A 15575-nucleotide genomic window follows, 5' to 3' on the forward strand; every position below is an offset into this window, starting at 1 on the left:
ATGGATAAGTTATTAGAAAAAATTATTCAAGCTGCTAAAGATGCGGGTGCAAAAGATATAGATATTACCAAAATCTGTTTAGATGATTTGATAAAGAAAATTGATGAAATAGATAAATTACCAGCAGTTAATTTAGAATCAAGAATTTATTTTGAAAATGATAATTTGGTTGTTGATGGCATTGTAGCAGCAAATAAATTCGGGTTTGGATTTTTAAAGGATTCATTTGGTATTTCAAAAAAAGAAGTAATGGATATATATAATCCAGCGGTTCTTGAATTTACAAAATGTACACATCAATTGCAAGAGTTAATTAAAAGCAAGATTCACGAAATGGAAGGGGAAAGTAAAGATGTCGGTGAAGATTAATGCATTAGAGTTAGAAAACGTTAAACGAATCAAAGCAGTTAAGATTGATCCAAAACAAAATGGATTGACTATTGTTGGTGGTGATAACAATCAAGGTAAGACTTCGGTACTTGATAGTATCGCATGGGCTTTAGGTGGAGACAAAAATAAGCCTAGCAACGCTGCAAGAGAAGGCTCAACTATTCCACCAGTATTAAAAGTTACATTAAGCAATGGAATTATCGTTGAAAGAAAGGGAAAGAATAGTTCTTTAAAAGTTACTGATCCTAGCGGTAAGAAAGCAGGACAAAACTTGTTGAATTCTTTTATTGAACAGCTTGCGTTGGATTTACCAAAATTCATGAACAAGACAAACAAGGAAAAGGCGGAAGTCCTTTTAAATATTATTGGAGTTGGAGAACAATTAGCTGTTTATCAAAAACAAGAAAATGAACTTTATCAGGAAAGATTGACAGTAGGTCGCATTGCTGATCAAAAAGCTAAGTTTGCTAAGGAACAACCGTTCTTTGAAGATGCACCTAAGGATTTGGTAAGTCCTCAAGATTTAATCAATCAGCAACAGGCTATTCTTGCTCAAAATGGTGAGAACCAAAGAAAAAGAGAAAAGGTCACTCAATATGAGTATCAGGTCAAAACCTTAACGGATGAAGTAGCACGCTATGAACAAATGCTAAATCAAAAGAAAGAAGAATTGAACAAGGCTACATATGATTTAAGCGTGGCCAAAACAGATGCTTTAGATTTATTGGATCAATCAACTGATGAACTAGAAAAGAACCTAGCTGAAATTGAAGAAACAAACCGCAAGGTTAGAGCAAATCTTGATAAGGAAAAAGCTGAAGAAGAAGCAAAAGGCTATAAGTCACAATATGACAACCTTACAAATCAAATTGAAGATGTACGTAAACAAAAATATGACTTATTGAACAATGCGGATTTACCATTGCCTGAATTAAGTATTGAAGATAATGAATTGACTTACAAAGGAAAGAAATGGGACAGCATGAGCGGAAGTGACCAATTAAGAGTTTCTACTGCTATCGTTCGTAAATTAAATCCTGATTGCGGTTTTGTCTTATTAGACAAGCTAGAACAAATGGATCTAAGAACTCTAACAGAGTTCAATACATGGCTTGAACAAGAAGGACTGCAAGCTATTGCAACAAGAGTATCTACTGGTGATGAATGTTCAGTAATCATTGAAGATGGCTATGTAAAAGAAAATGTCTCTTCTCAATCCGCTCAACCAGTAAATACTCAACCAACATGGAAAGCAGGTGAATTCTAATGGATTTTGAAATTACTGAAGGAGTAATAAACGGAGCACAAAAAGTTGTTTTCTATGGTCCTGAAGGAATTGGTAAAACAACTTTTGCAATGAAATTTCCAGATCCTTTATTTATTGATACTGAAGGATCTACTAAAAAATATGATGTAAGAAGATTACCAAAGCCAACGAGCTGGCAAATGCTGATTGCGGAAGTTCAATCGGTCATTCAAAAAAGAAACTGTAAAACACTAGTTATCGATACTGCCGACTGGGCTGAAAGATTATGTACGGAAGCCATCTGTGCCAATCATGGTAAAAAAGGTATTGAAGACTTTGGATATGGAAATGGCTATACCTATGTTGCTGAAGAATGGGGAAGATTTCTTAATCTTCTTCAGGATGTAGTAGATGTGGCCAACATAAATGTTCTTTTAACAGCACATTCAACTATTCGTAAATTTGAACAGCCTAATGAAATGGGTGCTTACGATCGTTATGAATTAAAGCTTGGAAAGAAAACAACAGCACAAACTGCACCTCTTACAAAAGAGTGGGCAGACATGGTCTTATTTGCAAACTACAAAACATTCAGCGTGGCTGTAGATGATAAAGGTAAAAAACATAAGGCACAAGGTGGTCAACGTGTCATGTATACATCACATCACCCTTGCTGGGACGCAAAGAATAGGGATGGATTACCTGAAGAACTGCCACTTGATTTTGGAGCAATCGCTCATTTATTTGCTCACCAATTAAATGAGAATGTTGCACCTGCACCAGTAGTAAACACTACACCTGTTATGAATACTGTTCCTCCAGTTTCTCGAGAAGAACCAAAAGTTGAGGAAATCAAAGTAGATAAGGAATTACAAACAGGTGGAATTCAAGAAGCAGCACCTACTGTAAATGCAGCTTCAGTACAACAAACTGTACAAAGTATGATTCCAAAACCATTGAGGGATTTAATGGATCAAAATCTTGTAACTGAAGAAGAAGTTAGAAAAGCGGTCAGCTTCAAAGGATATTATCCTGAAGACACACCAATTGATAATTATGATCCAAACTTTATCAATGGAGTATTAATAGGTGCTTGGCCACAAGTATTAAAAATTATTAACGAAAATATCAGAGCGTTTTAGGAGGATGATTAAATGGATGCATATAACAACGGGATGAATAACGGAATGATGGAAGGTCATGAATTAGGATGGGATGATACCATCCAAGAAGAAAGTGAGTTCATTATCTTACCTGCAGGTGATTATGACTTTACTGTAAAAAGTTATGAAAGAGGAAGATTCAACGGCTCTGAAAAGATGTCGGCCTGTAATCAAGCAATCGTAAGTATTGCTATCAACTATAACGGTAAAGAAGTCATCATTAAACATAGATTATTACTTCATACAAAAGTTGAAAGAATCTTAAGTGAATTCTTTAGAGGGATTGGACAAAAGAAAAAAGATGAACCATTAAAGATGAACTGGACAATGGTTCCTGGTTCAACAGGACGCTGTAAGATTGGTACAAGAACTTACAATGGCAATGAATACAATGAAATCAAAAAATTCTATCCAAAAGATGAAATGCCAGTTACACCACAAGCAACACCTAACTATAATCCAGGACAATTCTAATGCAGTTAAGATCTTATCAACAAGAGGCACATGATTCTATATTTGAAGAATGGAACAAGGGAGTTCAAAAGACTCTCCTTGTTTTGCCTACTGGTTGTGGAAAAACAATCGTCTTTGCTGAGGTTGCCAAAGACTGCGTAAAAATTGGGGATAGAGTTCTTATTATGGCACATAGAGGGGAACTGCTTGAACAGGCAAGTGACAAGATTGCTAAGTCAACAGGACTTAAATGTGCTATGGAAAAAGCAAAAGAAACATGTATTGGAAGCTGGTTCAGGATTGTTGTTGGTTCAGTACAGACACTACAAAGAACCAAGAGATTAGAACAGTTTCCAAAAGATTATTTTGACACGATCATTATTGATGAAGCACATCATTGTTTAAGTGATGGTTATCAAAGAGTATTGGAATATTTTGACAGCGCTAAAGTATTAGGTGTAACGGCTACACCTGATAGAGGAGATATGAGAAATCTAGGAAGCTTCTTTGAAAGTCTAGCTTATCAGTACACACTTCCAAAAGCTATCAAAGAAGGGTATCTAACACCTATAAAGGCACTTACGTTACCGCTAAAGATGGATTTGTCCGGGGTCGGAGTTCAGTCTGGTGACTTCAAGGTAAGTGATATAGGAACTGCGTTGGATCCTTATCTTGAACAGATAGCAAAGGAAATGAAAAAGTATTGTAAAGATAGAAAGACAGTTGTTTTTCTTCCTTTAGTCAAAACTTCTCAAAAGTTCAGAGATATTTTAAATTCTAATGGATTTAAGGCTACAGAAGTCAATGGAGACAGTAAGGATCGTGCGGAAATATTAAAAGATTTTGAAAATGACAAATACAACGTCTTATGTAATTCAATGCTGTTAACTGAAGGATGGGATTGCCCTAGTGTTGACTGCATTATCGTTTTGCGACCAACGAAAGTGAGAAGTTTATACTCACAAATGGTCGGTCGTGGTACTCGTCTATGTGAAGGCAAGGACCACCTGTTACTACTTGATTTTTTATGGCATACGGAACGCCATGAATTATGTCATCCAGCCAACTTGATTTGTGAAAACGATGAAGTGGCCAAACAGATGACAAAGAATTTAGAAGATAAAGCAAGTGCATCACTTCCTGAAGATGTACTTGAAGCAATAGATATAGAAGATGCTGAAAAAGAAGCTCAAAGTGATGTCATTGCTCAAAGAGAAGAATCACTTGCAAAACAGCTTGCTGAAATGCGTAAAAGAAAGAGAAAACTTGTTGATCCATTACAGTTTGAAATGAGCATCATGGACCAAGACTTACAAAGTTATACACCATCATTTGGATGGGAAATGGCACCAGCAAGTGAAAAACAAATAAAGGCATTGGAAAAATATGGAATCTATCCTGACAGTGTCGACAATGCTGGAAAAGCAACTTTGCTGTTAGACAGATTGCATAAAAGACAAGAAGAAGGATTGGCTACACCTAAACAAATTAGGCTGTTAGAAAACAAAGGATTCAAACAAGTTGGAACATGGTCTTTTGAATCGGCTAGAAAATTAATTAATAGAATAGCTGCTTCAGGGTGGAGAGTTCCTAATGGAATAGATCCTGCAACATATAAAGAAGGAGATTAAAAGTGGAGTATACAACTGATTTATTAGAAATACTGAATAATATTGATCCTTCTCTTCTTGATTATCAGGAATGGTGCTGTGTTGGAATGGCACTTAAATTTGAAGGATATACCGCTAGTGACTGGGATTCATGGAGTCAGCGTGATTCCAAAAGATACCATAAAAACGAATGTTACAGAAAATGGGATTCTTTTACTGGTTCTGGTGTAACGGGTGGAACCATAGTTCAGTATGCTAGAAATCAGGGATGGGTTCCACCAATGATAAACCAAGAAAGTGGCCATGAACTTGATTGGGATGATGTTATTGAAAAAGACGAACAGGTCATTATCGATAAGAACTGGATAGAAGGCAGAGAAGTAAGAGAGCCTACTAATTGGAATCCAGTCAATGAACTTATTACTTATTTGGAAATCCTGTTTGACTCTACTGAAAATGTTGGTTATGTTACAAAGACATGGCTTAAAGATGAAAAGCATTTACCTACTCAGGGATGTTGGGACAGGACTGCAGGAAAGCTCATACAACAGTTAAATAAGTGTGATGGCGATATTGGGGCTGTTTTAGGCGATTACAACAAAGAAGCGGGTGCATGGATACGATTTAACCCATTAGACGGAAAAGGCTGTAAGAACTCAAATGTAACGGATTTTAAGTATGCTCTTGTAGAAAGTGACTCAATGCCAATAGCTGAACAGAATACAGTATTGAGAGAATTGGAATTGCCGATAGCATGTTTGGTTCATTCAGGAGGTAAAAGCCTTCATGCAATCGTAAGAATTGAAGCAAATGATATGAGAGAATATCGTAAGCGTGTTGATTATCTTTACAACATCTGTAAAAAGAATGGTCTTGATGTAGATACACAAAACCGTAATCCTTCACGTCTATCAAGAATGCCAGGAGTTATTAGAAATGGCCATAAGCAGTTTCTTGTTGATACCAATATTGGTAAAGAGTCATGGGATGAATGGTACGAATGGATTGAAAGCATCAATGATGATTTGCCTGAACCTGAATCTTTAGTTGAATTTTGGAATAATCTTCCACAGTTAGCTCCACCTCTTATTGAAGGAATATTGAGGCAAGGTCATAAGATGCTGGTTGCTGGACCATCTAAAGCAGGTAAATCATTTACACTTATAGAATTATGTATTGCCATTGCTGAAGGAAAGAAGTGGTTGAACTGGCAATGTGCACAAGGAAAAACATTATATGTCAATTTGGAGTTGGATAGACCATCATGCTTGCACAGGTTCAAAGATGTTTATAATGCACTCGGTATTAAACCAAATAACCTTTCTAATATCGATATTTGGAATTTAAGGGGTAAATCTATTCCTATGGATAAACTCGCTCCTAAATTGATTAGAAGGGCATCTAAGAAAGACTACATAGCTGTAGTTATAGATCCAATCTATAAAGTTATTACTGGTGATGAAAACAGTGCGGACCAGATGGCCAACTTCTGTAACCAGTTTGACAAGATCTGTAATGAATTAGGTACATCCGTTATTTACTGCCACCACCATTCAAAAGGTTCACAAGGTGGGAAAAGAAGTATGGACCGTGCCAGTGGTTCAGGAGTATTTGCACGTGATCCTGATGCATTGCTTGACTTGATTGAACTGGATCTAAATGAAGCACATTACAAACAGTTAAGAAACATGAGTGCTTGTAAATGCTGTGTTGACTATCTAAGAGCAAACAGACCTGAATTGTTAAATGAACTTTCACAAGATGATGTTCTTTCTCAAAGTATCATGATTGATTTCTGCAAAAGCAAACTTGGCCATGATTACTATAAAGAACTGGATACGCTTGTAAATGAAGCAAGGGACAAAGCTACATCAATTACTGCATGGAGAATTGAAGGAACGTTGAGAGAGTTCTCTAAGTTTCCACCAGTAAATCTTTATTTTGAATATCCAGTACATGTCGTTGATCAAGACGGAGTTCTTCAAGATATTGATCCTGATGATGTCAAACCTCAATGGCAAAAGGCAAAAGAAAAGAGACAGGAACAGGCTGAAAAAAATAAAAACAAGAAAGTAAATCAGTTTGAAATTGAGTTCTCAAACATTGAAATAGAAGGTAGAGAGGTACCTGCAGAAGAGCTTGCAAATAAGTTAAATACAACTCCTAAAACGTTACTTGCATGGCTTGGAAAAAGTAAAAAGCGCAATGAAGATTTAGCTGAAAATTTTGAAGCTTATTATGGTGGAGATGGTAAAAGATGCATTAAAAGAAAGGATAAATAGGGGTGCGCTCGACCATGGTGCGTCGCAGGTTCCGCGCAGGGGTGCGCTCGACCTATATATATAAATATATATAAATATTTTGGCGCACCCCCTCTAACGCGGAGGTAAGTGTCGTGCGACAGCTTACGCACGACGACCACTCACCCCGCACGCTAGAGGGCACCAAACCTAGAGCACCCTAGTAAAAAAATGGAGAAAAATAAAAAAAGAAAAATTGAATTTTTTATGCCTATGATTCCACCTACAACAACTGCTCAACAGCATAAGGTAAACATGGGTACTAAAAAGTTTTATGATCCACCAGAACTTAAAACGGCAAAGGAAAAACTCAAAGCTCATTTGATACCGCATATTCCTGATAAGCCTTTTGATGGGCCTTTAAGATTAATCGTAAGGTGGTGCTTTCCTGTAGTTGGTAAACATCATGATGGAGAGTACAAATATACCAAGCCTGATACTGATGATTTAAACAAGGCATTGAAAGACATCATGGAGAGATTAGGGTTCTATGTAAATGATTCCAGAGTGGCCAGTGAGCTGATTGAAAAGTTCTGGGCGGAAATACCAGGTATATATATTCGATTGGAGGAAATTCAAAATGATAGTGAATGATATTAATGAATATGTTTCATTAAACGTTTTACAAAATTATTGTTCAATGCATGGTGGTAATTGTGAAGAATGCAAATTAAGAGATTTATGCGATTGTATGGCTTCTTCACCTGAAAGCTGGTCTTTGGTATTTGAAGGTGAAAAAGATGAAAACGAAGAAAATAATGAAATAAAAGAAAAAATAGAAGGAATTCTTTTGAAGTATGGTAGAAGAGAGTTTAAGTATGATGAAAATAATGTTTGTATGTTTTATAAACATGAGGAACAAGAGGTTGCTATAGCAAATGAAAGTATTTATCAAAACCAAGGAACTATTTATTTCGATAACTATGATCTTTGCAAACAAGCCATTGAAGAAGCAGGAGAAGACAACATCAAGAAATATATCTTTGGAGTTGATTCCAAATGAGAAAAGAAGATATCGCAAAACCAGTAGATTGTAAGAAATGTCCAACCTGTAAATACTACAACCAAAACAAGAAACGTTGTTCATTGAGAATGTGTAAAGATCAACCGAGCTTGTTTGATTATATTGGGAATAGGTTTTAATTATGACAGTCAAAAGATTGGTTGATGAGAAAAAAGGAGAATACTGGAAAGAATACAAAAATGGATATTTCTTTTCAAACTTTGGAAGAGCAAAGCATGTTTATAAAAATGGCAGCGAATATTTGTTGTGTCCATACGTGCACAAAACTTCAGGAAAAACAGTTTTAAAAATACATGGCCAAGCTCATACGGTTTCAAAAATCATTTATGAATTATTTGTTGGACCTATTCCTGATGGATATAACATTATCCATAAAAACAAGATTAGAAGTGACAATAGTTTAGCAAATCTTCGATTGGCTACCCGAAGAGAAACAGGACTTCACTATGGAAACAGGAACCGAAAGGTGATTATCTATGATACGATAAATGACTGTTATTACAAATCAACAAGAGAAGCAGCAAAGAAGTTATTCATTTCTAGACAGACAGTAAGTGATTACTGTAACAGAAAAAGAAAGAATCCCATGTTTGACTTATCGTGGGAAAGATTGTGATTAATGTTTGATTTGTTTATGCGCTACTGCAGGATGACAAATTGCAAAGCAACAATGCATTTAACTCCTGCACAATGCAAAGATAATGATTTAACAGTATCAGAGTGTACGTTCATATATGATCGCTTTGATACTTTAAAAGCTGAATATCAAAAGGTGTATCTTATATCCAAAAAGTTAGGAAAAAGTATACCTTTTGAATATGAGGCGGTTTTAAGAAAACTTTATGATTAAGAAAGGTTAAGGAATTATGACAGCAAAAGAAATGTTTGAAGAAATTGGATTACAAGAATTAAAGTTTAATTCCGAAGAAATGATGTATGATGATGAAGAAAATGACTTATTAAATACATATGTTTCGTTTAATAAATCACGATCTTTTAGAGATGATAGACAAAAACCAAGAAATGAAATTGAAATATTTTTCTTTCCTGATGAATGTATTGATTTTGATAAATTTATTACTGCAGTAAAAAAGAAAGCCGAGGAAATGGGGTGGTTAGAATGACGTTAGAGGAAGCGATTGAACATTGTAAAGAAAAATCAAAAGGTGATTGTGAGTGCGCTAAAGAGCATGAACAGTTAGCACAGTGGCTCATTGACTATAAAAAAATAAAAGAAAGAGTAGCACCGATGCAACCTGATTTTAACCATGATGAAGATACATATGAATGTCCTTGTTGTGGTAAAACATATGAAACGTATTATGATGGTTATCTAAAAAAATTTTGTTGCGAATGCGGTCAAACGCTAGATTGGAGAGTTGAAGAATAATGAATGCAGATGCAAAAACTCTAATATCTAGTATTTTGATTGTATTAAACACTTATCAATTTATTCGTATGTGTATTCTATATTTTAAAAATAAGAAAAAAGATATTGATAGATTTGAAAAAATACGCAATCGTATGTCATTCAGCGATTATGCAGAAAGAATATTGATCGTAGATGTAGTTTTATATCTGTTGAATAAATTTTATTGAAAGTTTAGGTGGCTATGATGAAATCAATTATCATATATGTATTAGCATACATAGTTGGATATATATTGAGTGGGGCTATTATTTTTTCTATAGCTATAGTTGTAGAAGAGATTAAAGAAAAAATTTCAAAAGCTAAAAATAAAGTGCCAAAAGATAAAGGGCAAATTAAAGGAGAGTTGATGAAGATGACTAAATTTGAATTGGATCTATTAAAAGTAGTGTCTAATAATGGTGATGGTGATGAATGCTTTGAAGACGTTGATGTATTAATTGACATGCGAATGAAAGGCTACTACAAAGGGATTGATGATGGTATAACAGTTGATGAATTGATTTGGAGGTATGAAAACGTTGACTAAAACAAGATGCATGAGTTTATTGGATGATATCGCTGGATATGCTCATAGAGCTAACATTGGTCCTAATGGTATTAATGAAATAAATGAAGATTACAATGAGTTAAAAAAGTTGATTGAGGAGCACTTCACTCCTCAACCCCTTAAGTTTGAAGATTTGAAAGAAGATATGTTTGTAATTGATGTTGCATTTAGAACAATTATTCAGATAAAGGGCACAGACAAAAGTACAACTAGGATTGATTTTATAGATCATGATATGGAAGAAGCAATTACATATTTTCAAAATGGCAGGTTTTATCCAATTACTATTCCAAAGGTAATGGAAGAATGATTGCTTTTATGGCTATCTTCGTTTGGATATTGCTTTTTATCATAGCGTTGTTAGCAATAGTAATCAGTGAATATAAGAGCGAAAGAATGGATTTTGCTTTATATATTAAAACTCTAAAAGAAAGAAATAATATTTTACAAAAAGAAAACCACGAGTTGTGGAATGAAATATACAAGAGGAGAAATTAAATGAAAAAAGATTATAAGATTATTTTAATTGTAGTTGGGATTGTAATTGGATGTATTGTTTTTGGAACATCATTGTTTATGGGAAAATACAATACTGTTGTTTCATTAGAAGAACAAGTTAATGAAAGTTATTCAAATATTGAAATTCAAGAAAAAAGACGTGCTGATTTAATTCCGAATTATGTAGACAGTATCAAAGATTACAAGAACTTTGAGCAAGAAACACTGACACAAGTAATTGAAGCACGCTCACAAGCTGAAAGTGGAAATGTAGAACAAGCTCAAAAAACACTATCCGTTGTAGTTGAACAATATCCAGAATTGAAAGCTTCTGAATTATATAAGAACTTACAAATTGAATTATCAACAACTGAAAACATGATTAAAGATTATAGAGAAGATTATAACAAGCAAGTTAAATCTTATATCAAGAAAACACGTTCATTCCCTACAAATATCGTATTGAATTTAATGGGATATGAAACTAAAGATTTCAAATATCTTAAATATGACACTTCAGCGGACGCTCCTACAAATTTATTTAAATAATGTATGTAGGTGGAATAGAGATAACCTTTAGAGAAGCTCTGGTATCTATCATAATATTTCTAGTAATGGGAGCTATTGGAATTTCGATAGATACTAGAATTACTGATCATTTCATTGAAAACAACAGTAAATATCAAAAGGCTGTCAAAATAAGAGACAAAGATACACTTGATTATTTGATTTCAACGAAAGCGGGTAATTCTCTTGTTGAAGGAAAAGTAAAAGCAAGTGGAACAGTATCTTTTAAAGAAATAAACGGTGAGTATTCATATATAGAAAAAATCAAAGAAGTTTATACAATGCATACAAGAACTGTATGTGAAACGGTTGGTAGTGGTGAAAATCAACATGAAGTTTGCCATTTAGAAACATATTGGACGTGGGACTATGCAGGAAGTGAACCAAAATATGCTAAAGAAATCAGTATTTATGATCATAAATTAGATACACGTTATGCTTTGAAAGAAATAGGTTCTTCAAGACTTAATTTATCTAAAAATATCAATGATCAATACAAACAAAAGAGAGATGGTAACTGTATTTATGAAAGTGGATATGTTAGATATTACTATAAATACATACCTAGATTATTCAAAGGTGTTATCTATACTAATTTTGCAAAGAAGGATAAATCATTCAAAAATTATTCTCTTGAAAGAGCAACAATAAAAGAGTTGGTTGAAGAAGAAAAAGAAAGTATTAATTTTGGCGGTATAGCTTTTAAAATATTTTGGGTTGCGTTAATTGTGTTCATGATATATGAATACGTAGCGCAAGATAATGATTATTTAGATGATTAAAATTTAAAAGGAGGACAATACTAGATGATAACAATACACACATTATCAATCATGCGTAACGAAATTCGCGTATATAAGAGTTTAATCAAGGAACGTGACAAATTAATCAAAGATTATCAAACACCTCTTAAAAAGCTTGAAAACGACCTTTTAGAGGTTGAAGAAAAGCTGAAACTTATCAAGTCTCCTGGAAAGGGTGATGGCTTAGGTGGATTTGTTCAAGATAGCGCTGATAAGTACAACTACTTGATTGATAAAAAAGATGAATTGAGAAAGTCAATCGTTGATTACGTTCAATTAAATGAAAAAGAATATTTAGAAGATTTAGAACATTGGAATGTGCGTATTGCTAGTGTTGAATATTACCTCAACAAAATGGATGCACTCGATAGAAAATTCATAGAAGACTTCTATTATAATCTTACAAAGACTCAATGTATGGATAGATACAATATTAATAATGTAAATAGTTTGTATCGAAAAGCTGATAAAATTCTTAAAAATTTACTAAAAAAATTACTCTAGGTATAAGATTTACATTTGATTTGGTGCTATTATGTTATTGTAAGGTTTCGGCAAAAGAGAGACGTTACTTTTCCCTATGATGAACTATTTTGAAAAGCTCTTGTTTCAGGGGCTTTTTAGTTTGGAATCCTTTTTAAAGTACTTTAAGTGAAATTAAAAAAATTAGTTTAGTAAAATAGAATACATTCAATTTGAAATCTAGTAGCAATATGCATAGAATTTATATTTATAAAAAAAGTATTATTTTTATTTTAATATGATATAATACAAGTGTATAAGTTTACTTATATAAAAGGAGGATATTTTATGAAAGATAGAAAAACATATATTGCTATTTCGTCTTTTATAAATGGTATGGGTTCATTGCTTGATGTGAGTCCTTTACAATTAAATAGGGTTATAAAGAAAATAAGCTTAGAAAGTGATGTGGAAGCAGTAAGTGAAGATTGGAAAAATATTGGAAAGGATTTAAGCGATAGTTTGAGAAATTATGGGGACAGCATTAAAGGAAAATCAATCAGAAGTTTTAGATAGTGAAACTGAAACTGAAATTGATAATGAAAAACAAGAAATAGCAGATATTAGAGAAGTTAATGATATTTTAGATAAATCAGATTTATCTAAAACTCAAAAAATAAAAGTATTACAGCTTGTTGCAAGAAAAGAAGAATATTCAGGACCTATCCCACATCCTAGTCATTTAGGTAATTATGAGAAAATTTTACCTGGATCAGCGGATAGAATTTTAAAAATGGCTGAGAGACAGTCGATGCATAGGCAAGATAATCAAACTAAGATAGTTGATTTTGAAATTAAGTTTAGAGGAAGAGGACAAATTTTTGGTTTCATCTTGGCATTCGCTGGGATAATTGGTGGTTTTGTATTAGTACTGAGCGACAAAGATGTGATTGGATTAAGCGTATTAATAGGTAGTCTTGCGACTTTGATTTTAGCTTTTCTTTATGGTAAGGCTGTTAACAATAATAAAAATAGTGATGAGAATGATTAAAATAAACCGCAATTTATGCGGTTTTTATTTTACAAAAAATACGGAGGTGGTGATATGGCTTGAAAGAGAAATACGAGTTAGCATACCAGGATTATTTGGATGGGATGAAATACAAAGATATAGCTGCTAAATATGGTGTGTCAGTTAGTGCTGTCAAGTCATGGAAAAGTCGCTACTGGAAGGATAAAAAGTTGCAACCAAAAAAACCAAAGGTTGCAACCAAAAAGGTCGCTAAAAAGATAGCAAAGAAAATAGTTGAAAATGATGAGCTGGACGATCAGCAACAAAAGTTTTGTGTTTACTTTGTTAAATATCATAATGCAACTAAGGCATATCAACTAGCTTATGGTGCCAAATACACAAGTGCTATGGTTATGGCTTGTAATTTAAGAAAGGATCCAAAAATTCAAGAAGAAATAAAACGATTAAAAGAGATTATGTATCAGGATATTCTTCTTGATCCACAGGATATTGTTCAAAGATACATTGATATTGCTTTTTTAGATGAATGTGAAATGGATGGAAAAGCTGTTAAAATGGCTGATTCATTAAAGGCTCTTGAATGGCTGTCTAAACATATGAACATGGCCAATGAAGAACAAAAAGCTAAAATCAATCTTCTTAAAGCTCAAGTAGCTCAAATGAATGTTACAAATAATGAAGAAACAAATAAGGTTGTGATTGTAAATGACTTGCCAAAAAACGGTAAAACTGAGTGACATATTAATTCCTAAATATTATGATACATTCAATGATATTAGTTATCTTCATAAGATATTTACAAGTGGCCGTGCTGGTACTAAATCATCACGTGGGGCTATTAGAGCGGTATACAAGATTGTAAGTGATTCTTCTTGCTCTGTTGTGATTATGCGTAAGTTCCACAATAAATTAAAGAAAACGGTGTTTAAAGAAACACTTAGGGCTATAACTCGTTTAGGACTAGATAAGAAAGATTTCAAGATTACGGTATCTCCAATGGAGATTAAGTATAAGCCCAATGGAAACACTATTTATTTTACTGGGAACGATTCAATCGACGACACTAAAGGAATGATAGATGAAGAAAAACCTATCAAACTCGTTGAAGTAGATGAATTGACTGAGTTTTTCGACAAGGGAGACGGTGAAGATGAACTTGTAAATATCATGGCCACATTTGTTCGTGGTAATGATGATGAGTTCTGTATGGAGTATTATTTCAACCCACCAAAGAACGATAAATCTCCAGTTATGCAATGGGTCCATAAAATGGAGCAAAGACCTGATTGTATCAGGGTACATAACGATTATAGGGATGTACCTATTGAATGGTTGGGTAAAAAGCTTATTCAAGAAGCTGAAAATATGAAAGCTGCAGATGAAAAAATGTATGAGTGGCTTTGGTTAGGTTTATGTACTGGTCTTGATGAACTTGTTTATTATATGTTCAATGAAGATGTTCATGTAAAAGAACCGACAAAAGAAGATATCAAAAATATTCGTTTTATTGTTTGTGGTGTGGATTATGGTCAGATGAATGCCACGACCTATCAATTCTTTGGTATGGATTTCAAAAATAAATGTATTCGTGGAATTGATGAGTTTTATCATTCAGGACGAGAAAGCGGAAAACAAAAATCTCCAAGTGAATATGCTTTAGAATTCAAGAAAAAGAAAGAAGAAATTGAAGCATATACAAAGAAAAAAGTCTTATATGTTTATATTGATCCATCAGCAAAAGGACTTGCTGAAGAAATCAAAAGAACTTGCCCTGGTATAAATATTATTGATGCAAATAACACGGTCAAATTAGGTATCACAAGAGTACAGAAGTTAATGGCTCTAGGACACCTATTTTTTTCGCCTAAGCAACGACATTTGATAGAAGAAGAGTATTTATACAGTTATGACAAAGACCTTTTAGACAAAGGAAAAGAAGAAGTAATAAAAGACCATGACCACTGTATGGATGCTAAAAGATATGCAGTCATGGGATTATGGAAATATATTAAGCAACTTCTACCGTTGCTGGAAAAGGAGGAATAGG

Annotated in this window: 22 protein-coding genes; all 22 read left to right on the plus strand. The window is 33.7% G+C overall.

The window, feature by feature from the left end; translation table 11 throughout:
• The 22 genes from C7U55_RS06335 (at position 1) to C7U55_RS06445 (ending at position 15574) form a co-directional block, all read left to right on the plus strand.
• Positions 1 to 369 carry a hypothetical protein gene (locus tag C7U55_RS06335; RefSeq protein ID WP_106987833.1) on the plus strand — a complete coding sequence of 123 codons (369 nt, stop codon included), beginning with the start codon at positions 1 to 3 and terminating at the stop codon, positions 367 to 369.
• Positions 353 to 1657: an AAA family ATPase gene (locus C7U55_RS06340; RefSeq protein ID WP_106987834.1), complete on the plus strand. Its 1305-nt coding sequence runs from the start codon at positions 353 to 355 to the stop codon at positions 1655 to 1657. Before C7U55_RS06335 ends, C7U55_RS06340 begins: the two co-directional genes overlap by 17 nt.
• The gene (locus tag C7U55_RS06345; RefSeq protein WP_106987835.1) at positions 1657 to 2778 is read left to right on the plus strand and encodes an ATP-binding protein; all 1122 of its coding nucleotides are present in this window, start codon (positions 1657 to 1659) and stop codon (positions 2776 to 2778) included. The genes C7U55_RS06340 and C7U55_RS06345 overlap by 1 nt, the downstream gene beginning before the upstream one ends.
• A gap of 12 nt (positions 2779 to 2790) precedes the next feature.
• Positions 2791 to 3273, plus strand: a complete 483-nt coding sequence (locus tag C7U55_RS06350; RefSeq protein ID WP_233543720.1) for a DUF669 domain-containing protein — start codon at positions 2791 to 2793, stop codon at positions 3271 to 3273.
• Positions 3273 to 4883 (plus strand): DEAD/DEAH box helicase, encoded by a 1611-nt coding sequence (locus C7U55_RS06355; protein WP_106987836.1) that lies wholly within the window; start codon positions 3273 to 3275, stop codon positions 4881 to 4883. The genes C7U55_RS06350 and C7U55_RS06355 overlap by 1 nt, the downstream gene beginning before the upstream one ends.
• A gap of 2 nt (positions 4884 to 4885) precedes the next feature.
• Positions 4886 to 7144 carry an AAA family ATPase gene (locus C7U55_RS06360; protein WP_106987837.1) on the plus strand — a complete coding sequence of 753 codons (2259 nt, stop codon included), beginning with the start codon at positions 4886 to 4888 and terminating at the stop codon, positions 7142 to 7144.
• Positions 7145 to 7333: 189 nt separating this feature from the next.
• Positions 7334 to 7756, plus strand: a complete 423-nt coding sequence (locus C7U55_RS06365) for a RusA family crossover junction endodeoxyribonuclease (protein ID WP_106987838.1) — start codon at positions 7334 to 7336, stop codon at positions 7754 to 7756.
• Positions 7743 to 8165 (plus strand): hypothetical protein, encoded by a 423-nt coding sequence (locus tag C7U55_RS06370; RefSeq protein WP_106987839.1) that lies wholly within the window; start codon positions 7743 to 7745, stop codon positions 8163 to 8165. Before C7U55_RS06365 ends, C7U55_RS06370 begins: the two co-directional genes overlap by 14 nt.
• Complete coding sequence (locus C7U55_RS13535) at positions 8162 to 8305, plus strand: hypothetical protein (protein ID WP_155522379.1); 144 nt, start codon at positions 8162 to 8164, stop codon at positions 8303 to 8305. Before C7U55_RS06370 ends, C7U55_RS13535 begins: the two co-directional genes overlap by 4 nt.
• 2 nt (positions 8306 to 8307) lie before the next feature.
• The gene (locus C7U55_RS06375) at positions 8308 to 8802 is read left to right on the plus strand and encodes an HNH endonuclease (RefSeq protein WP_239985177.1); all 495 of its coding nucleotides are present in this window, start codon (positions 8308 to 8310) and stop codon (positions 8800 to 8802) included.
• 3 nt (positions 8803 to 8805) lie between these two features.
• Positions 8806 to 9036 (plus strand): hypothetical protein, encoded by a 231-nt coding sequence (locus tag C7U55_RS13665; RefSeq protein ID WP_162297423.1) that lies wholly within the window; start codon positions 8806 to 8808, stop codon positions 9034 to 9036.
• A 16-nt stretch (positions 9037 to 9052) separates the two neighbouring features.
• Entirely contained in the window at positions 9053 to 9310 is a 258-nt protein-coding gene (locus tag C7U55_RS06385; protein WP_106987841.1) for a hypothetical protein, read from the plus strand.
• Entirely contained in the window at positions 9307 to 9576 is a 270-nt protein-coding gene (locus tag C7U55_RS06390) for a hypothetical protein (protein WP_106987842.1), read from the plus strand. The genes C7U55_RS06385 and C7U55_RS06390 overlap by 4 nt, the downstream gene beginning before the upstream one ends.
• A 226-nt stretch (positions 9577 to 9802) precedes the next feature.
• Positions 9803 to 10144: a hypothetical protein gene (locus C7U55_RS06400; RefSeq protein WP_106987844.1), complete on the plus strand. Its 342-nt coding sequence runs from the start codon at positions 9803 to 9805 to the stop codon at positions 10142 to 10144.
• The gene (locus C7U55_RS06405) at positions 10137 to 10475 is read left to right on the plus strand and encodes a hypothetical protein (protein ID WP_106987845.1); all 339 of its coding nucleotides are present in this window, start codon (positions 10137 to 10139) and stop codon (positions 10473 to 10475) included. Before C7U55_RS06400 ends, C7U55_RS06405 begins: the two co-directional genes overlap by 8 nt.
• Before the next feature lie 188 nt (positions 10476 to 10663).
• On the plus strand, positions 10664 to 11212 hold the full coding sequence (locus tag C7U55_RS06415; protein ID WP_106987847.1) for a LemA family protein: 549 nt from the start codon (positions 10664 to 10666) through the stop codon (positions 11210 to 11212).
• A 65-nt stretch (positions 11213 to 11277) separates the two neighbouring features.
• Complete coding sequence (locus tag C7U55_RS06420; protein ID WP_106987848.1) at positions 11278 to 12012, plus strand: hypothetical protein; 735 nt, start codon at positions 11278 to 11280, stop codon at positions 12010 to 12012.
• 24 nt (positions 12013 to 12036) lie between these two features.
• On the plus strand, positions 12037 to 12537 hold the full coding sequence (locus tag C7U55_RS06425; protein WP_106987849.1) for a hypothetical protein: 501 nt from the start codon (positions 12037 to 12039) through the stop codon (positions 12535 to 12537).
• Between the two features lie 306 nt (positions 12538 to 12843).
• Positions 12844 to 13071, plus strand: a complete 228-nt coding sequence (locus C7U55_RS06430) for a hypothetical protein (RefSeq protein ID WP_106987850.1) — start codon at positions 12844 to 12846, stop codon at positions 13069 to 13071.
• The gene (locus C7U55_RS06435) at positions 13028 to 13546 is read left to right on the plus strand and encodes a DUF2335 domain-containing protein (protein ID WP_106987851.1); all 519 of its coding nucleotides are present in this window, start codon (positions 13028 to 13030) and stop codon (positions 13544 to 13546) included. Before C7U55_RS06430 ends, C7U55_RS06435 begins: the two co-directional genes overlap by 44 nt.
• Before the next feature lie 59 nt (positions 13547 to 13605).
• Entirely contained in the window at positions 13606 to 14265 is a 660-nt protein-coding gene (locus C7U55_RS06440) for a terminase small subunit (RefSeq protein ID WP_106987852.1), read from the plus strand.
• The gene (locus tag C7U55_RS06445; RefSeq protein ID WP_106987853.1) at positions 14234 to 15574 is read left to right on the plus strand and encodes a PBSX family phage terminase large subunit; all 1341 of its coding nucleotides are present in this window, start codon (positions 14234 to 14236) and stop codon (positions 15572 to 15574) included. Before C7U55_RS06440 ends, C7U55_RS06445 begins: the two co-directional genes overlap by 32 nt.
• Position 15575 lies beyond the last annotated feature (1 nt).

It is taken from the genome of Faecalibacillus faecis (assembly GCF_003024675.1).
Classification (GTDB): domain Bacteria; phylum Bacillota_I; class Bacilli_A; order Erysipelotrichales; family Coprobacillaceae; genus Faecalibacillus; species Faecalibacillus faecis.

Bases quoted from the DNA above. Each gene is read 5' to 3' on its own strand.
- C7U55_RS06335 (WP_106987833.1), top strand. From the start codon at position 1: ATGGATAAGTTATTAGAAAAAATTATTCAAGCTGCTAAAGATGCGGGT.
- C7U55_RS06340 (WP_106987834.1), top strand. From the start codon at position 353: ATGTCGGTGAAGATTAATGCATTAGAGTTAGAAAACGTTAAACGAATC.
- C7U55_RS06345 (WP_106987835.1), top strand. From the start codon at position 1,657: ATGGATTTTGAAATTACTGAAGGAGTAATAAACGGAGCACAAAAAGTT.
- C7U55_RS06350 (WP_233543720.1), top strand. From the start codon at position 2,791: ATGGATGCATATAACAACGGGATGAATAACGGAATGATGGAAGGTCAT.
- C7U55_RS06355 (WP_106987836.1), top strand. From the start codon at position 3,273: ATGCAGTTAAGATCTTATCAACAAGAGGCACATGATTCTATATTTGAA.
- C7U55_RS06365 (WP_106987838.1), top strand. From the start codon at position 7,334: ATGGAGAAAAATAAAAAAAGAAAAATTGAATTTTTTATGCCTATGATT.
- C7U55_RS06370 (WP_106987839.1), top strand. From the start codon at position 7,743: ATGATAGTGAATGATATTAATGAATATGTTTCATTAAACGTTTTACAA.
- C7U55_RS13535 (WP_155522379.1), top strand. From the start codon at position 8,162: ATGAGAAAAGAAGATATCGCAAAACCAGTAGATTGTAAGAAATGTCCA.
- C7U55_RS06375 (WP_239985177.1), top strand. From the start codon at position 8,308: ATGACAGTCAAAAGATTGGTTGATGAGAAAAAAGGAGAATACTGGAAA.
- C7U55_RS13665 (WP_162297423.1), top strand. From the start codon at position 8,806: ATGTTTGATTTGTTTATGCGCTACTGCAGGATGACAAATTGCAAAGCA.
- C7U55_RS06385 (WP_106987841.1), top strand. From the start codon at position 9,053: ATGACAGCAAAAGAAATGTTTGAAGAAATTGGATTACAAGAATTAAAG.
- C7U55_RS06390 (WP_106987842.1), top strand. From the start codon at position 9,307: ATGACGTTAGAGGAAGCGATTGAACATTGTAAAGAAAAATCAAAAGGT.
- C7U55_RS06400 (WP_106987844.1), top strand. From the start codon at position 9,803: ATGAAATCAATTATCATATATGTATTAGCATACATAGTTGGATATATA.
- C7U55_RS06415 (WP_106987847.1), top strand. From the start codon at position 10,664: ATGAAAAAAGATTATAAGATTATTTTAATTGTAGTTGGGATTGTAATT.
- C7U55_RS06420 (WP_106987848.1), top strand. From the start codon at position 11,278: ATGGGAGCTATTGGAATTTCGATAGATACTAGAATTACTGATCATTTC.
- C7U55_RS06425 (WP_106987849.1), top strand. From the start codon at position 12,037: ATGATAACAATACACACATTATCAATCATGCGTAACGAAATTCGCGTA.
- C7U55_RS06430 (WP_106987850.1), top strand. From the start codon at position 12,844: ATGAAAGATAGAAAAACATATATTGCTATTTCGTCTTTTATAAATGGT.
- C7U55_RS06435 (WP_106987851.1), top strand. From the start codon at position 13,028: ATGGGGACAGCATTAAAGGAAAATCAATCAGAAGTTTTAGATAGTGAA.
- C7U55_RS06445 (WP_106987853.1), top strand. From the start codon at position 14,234: ATGACTTGCCAAAAAACGGTAAAACTGAGTGACATATTAATTCCTAAA.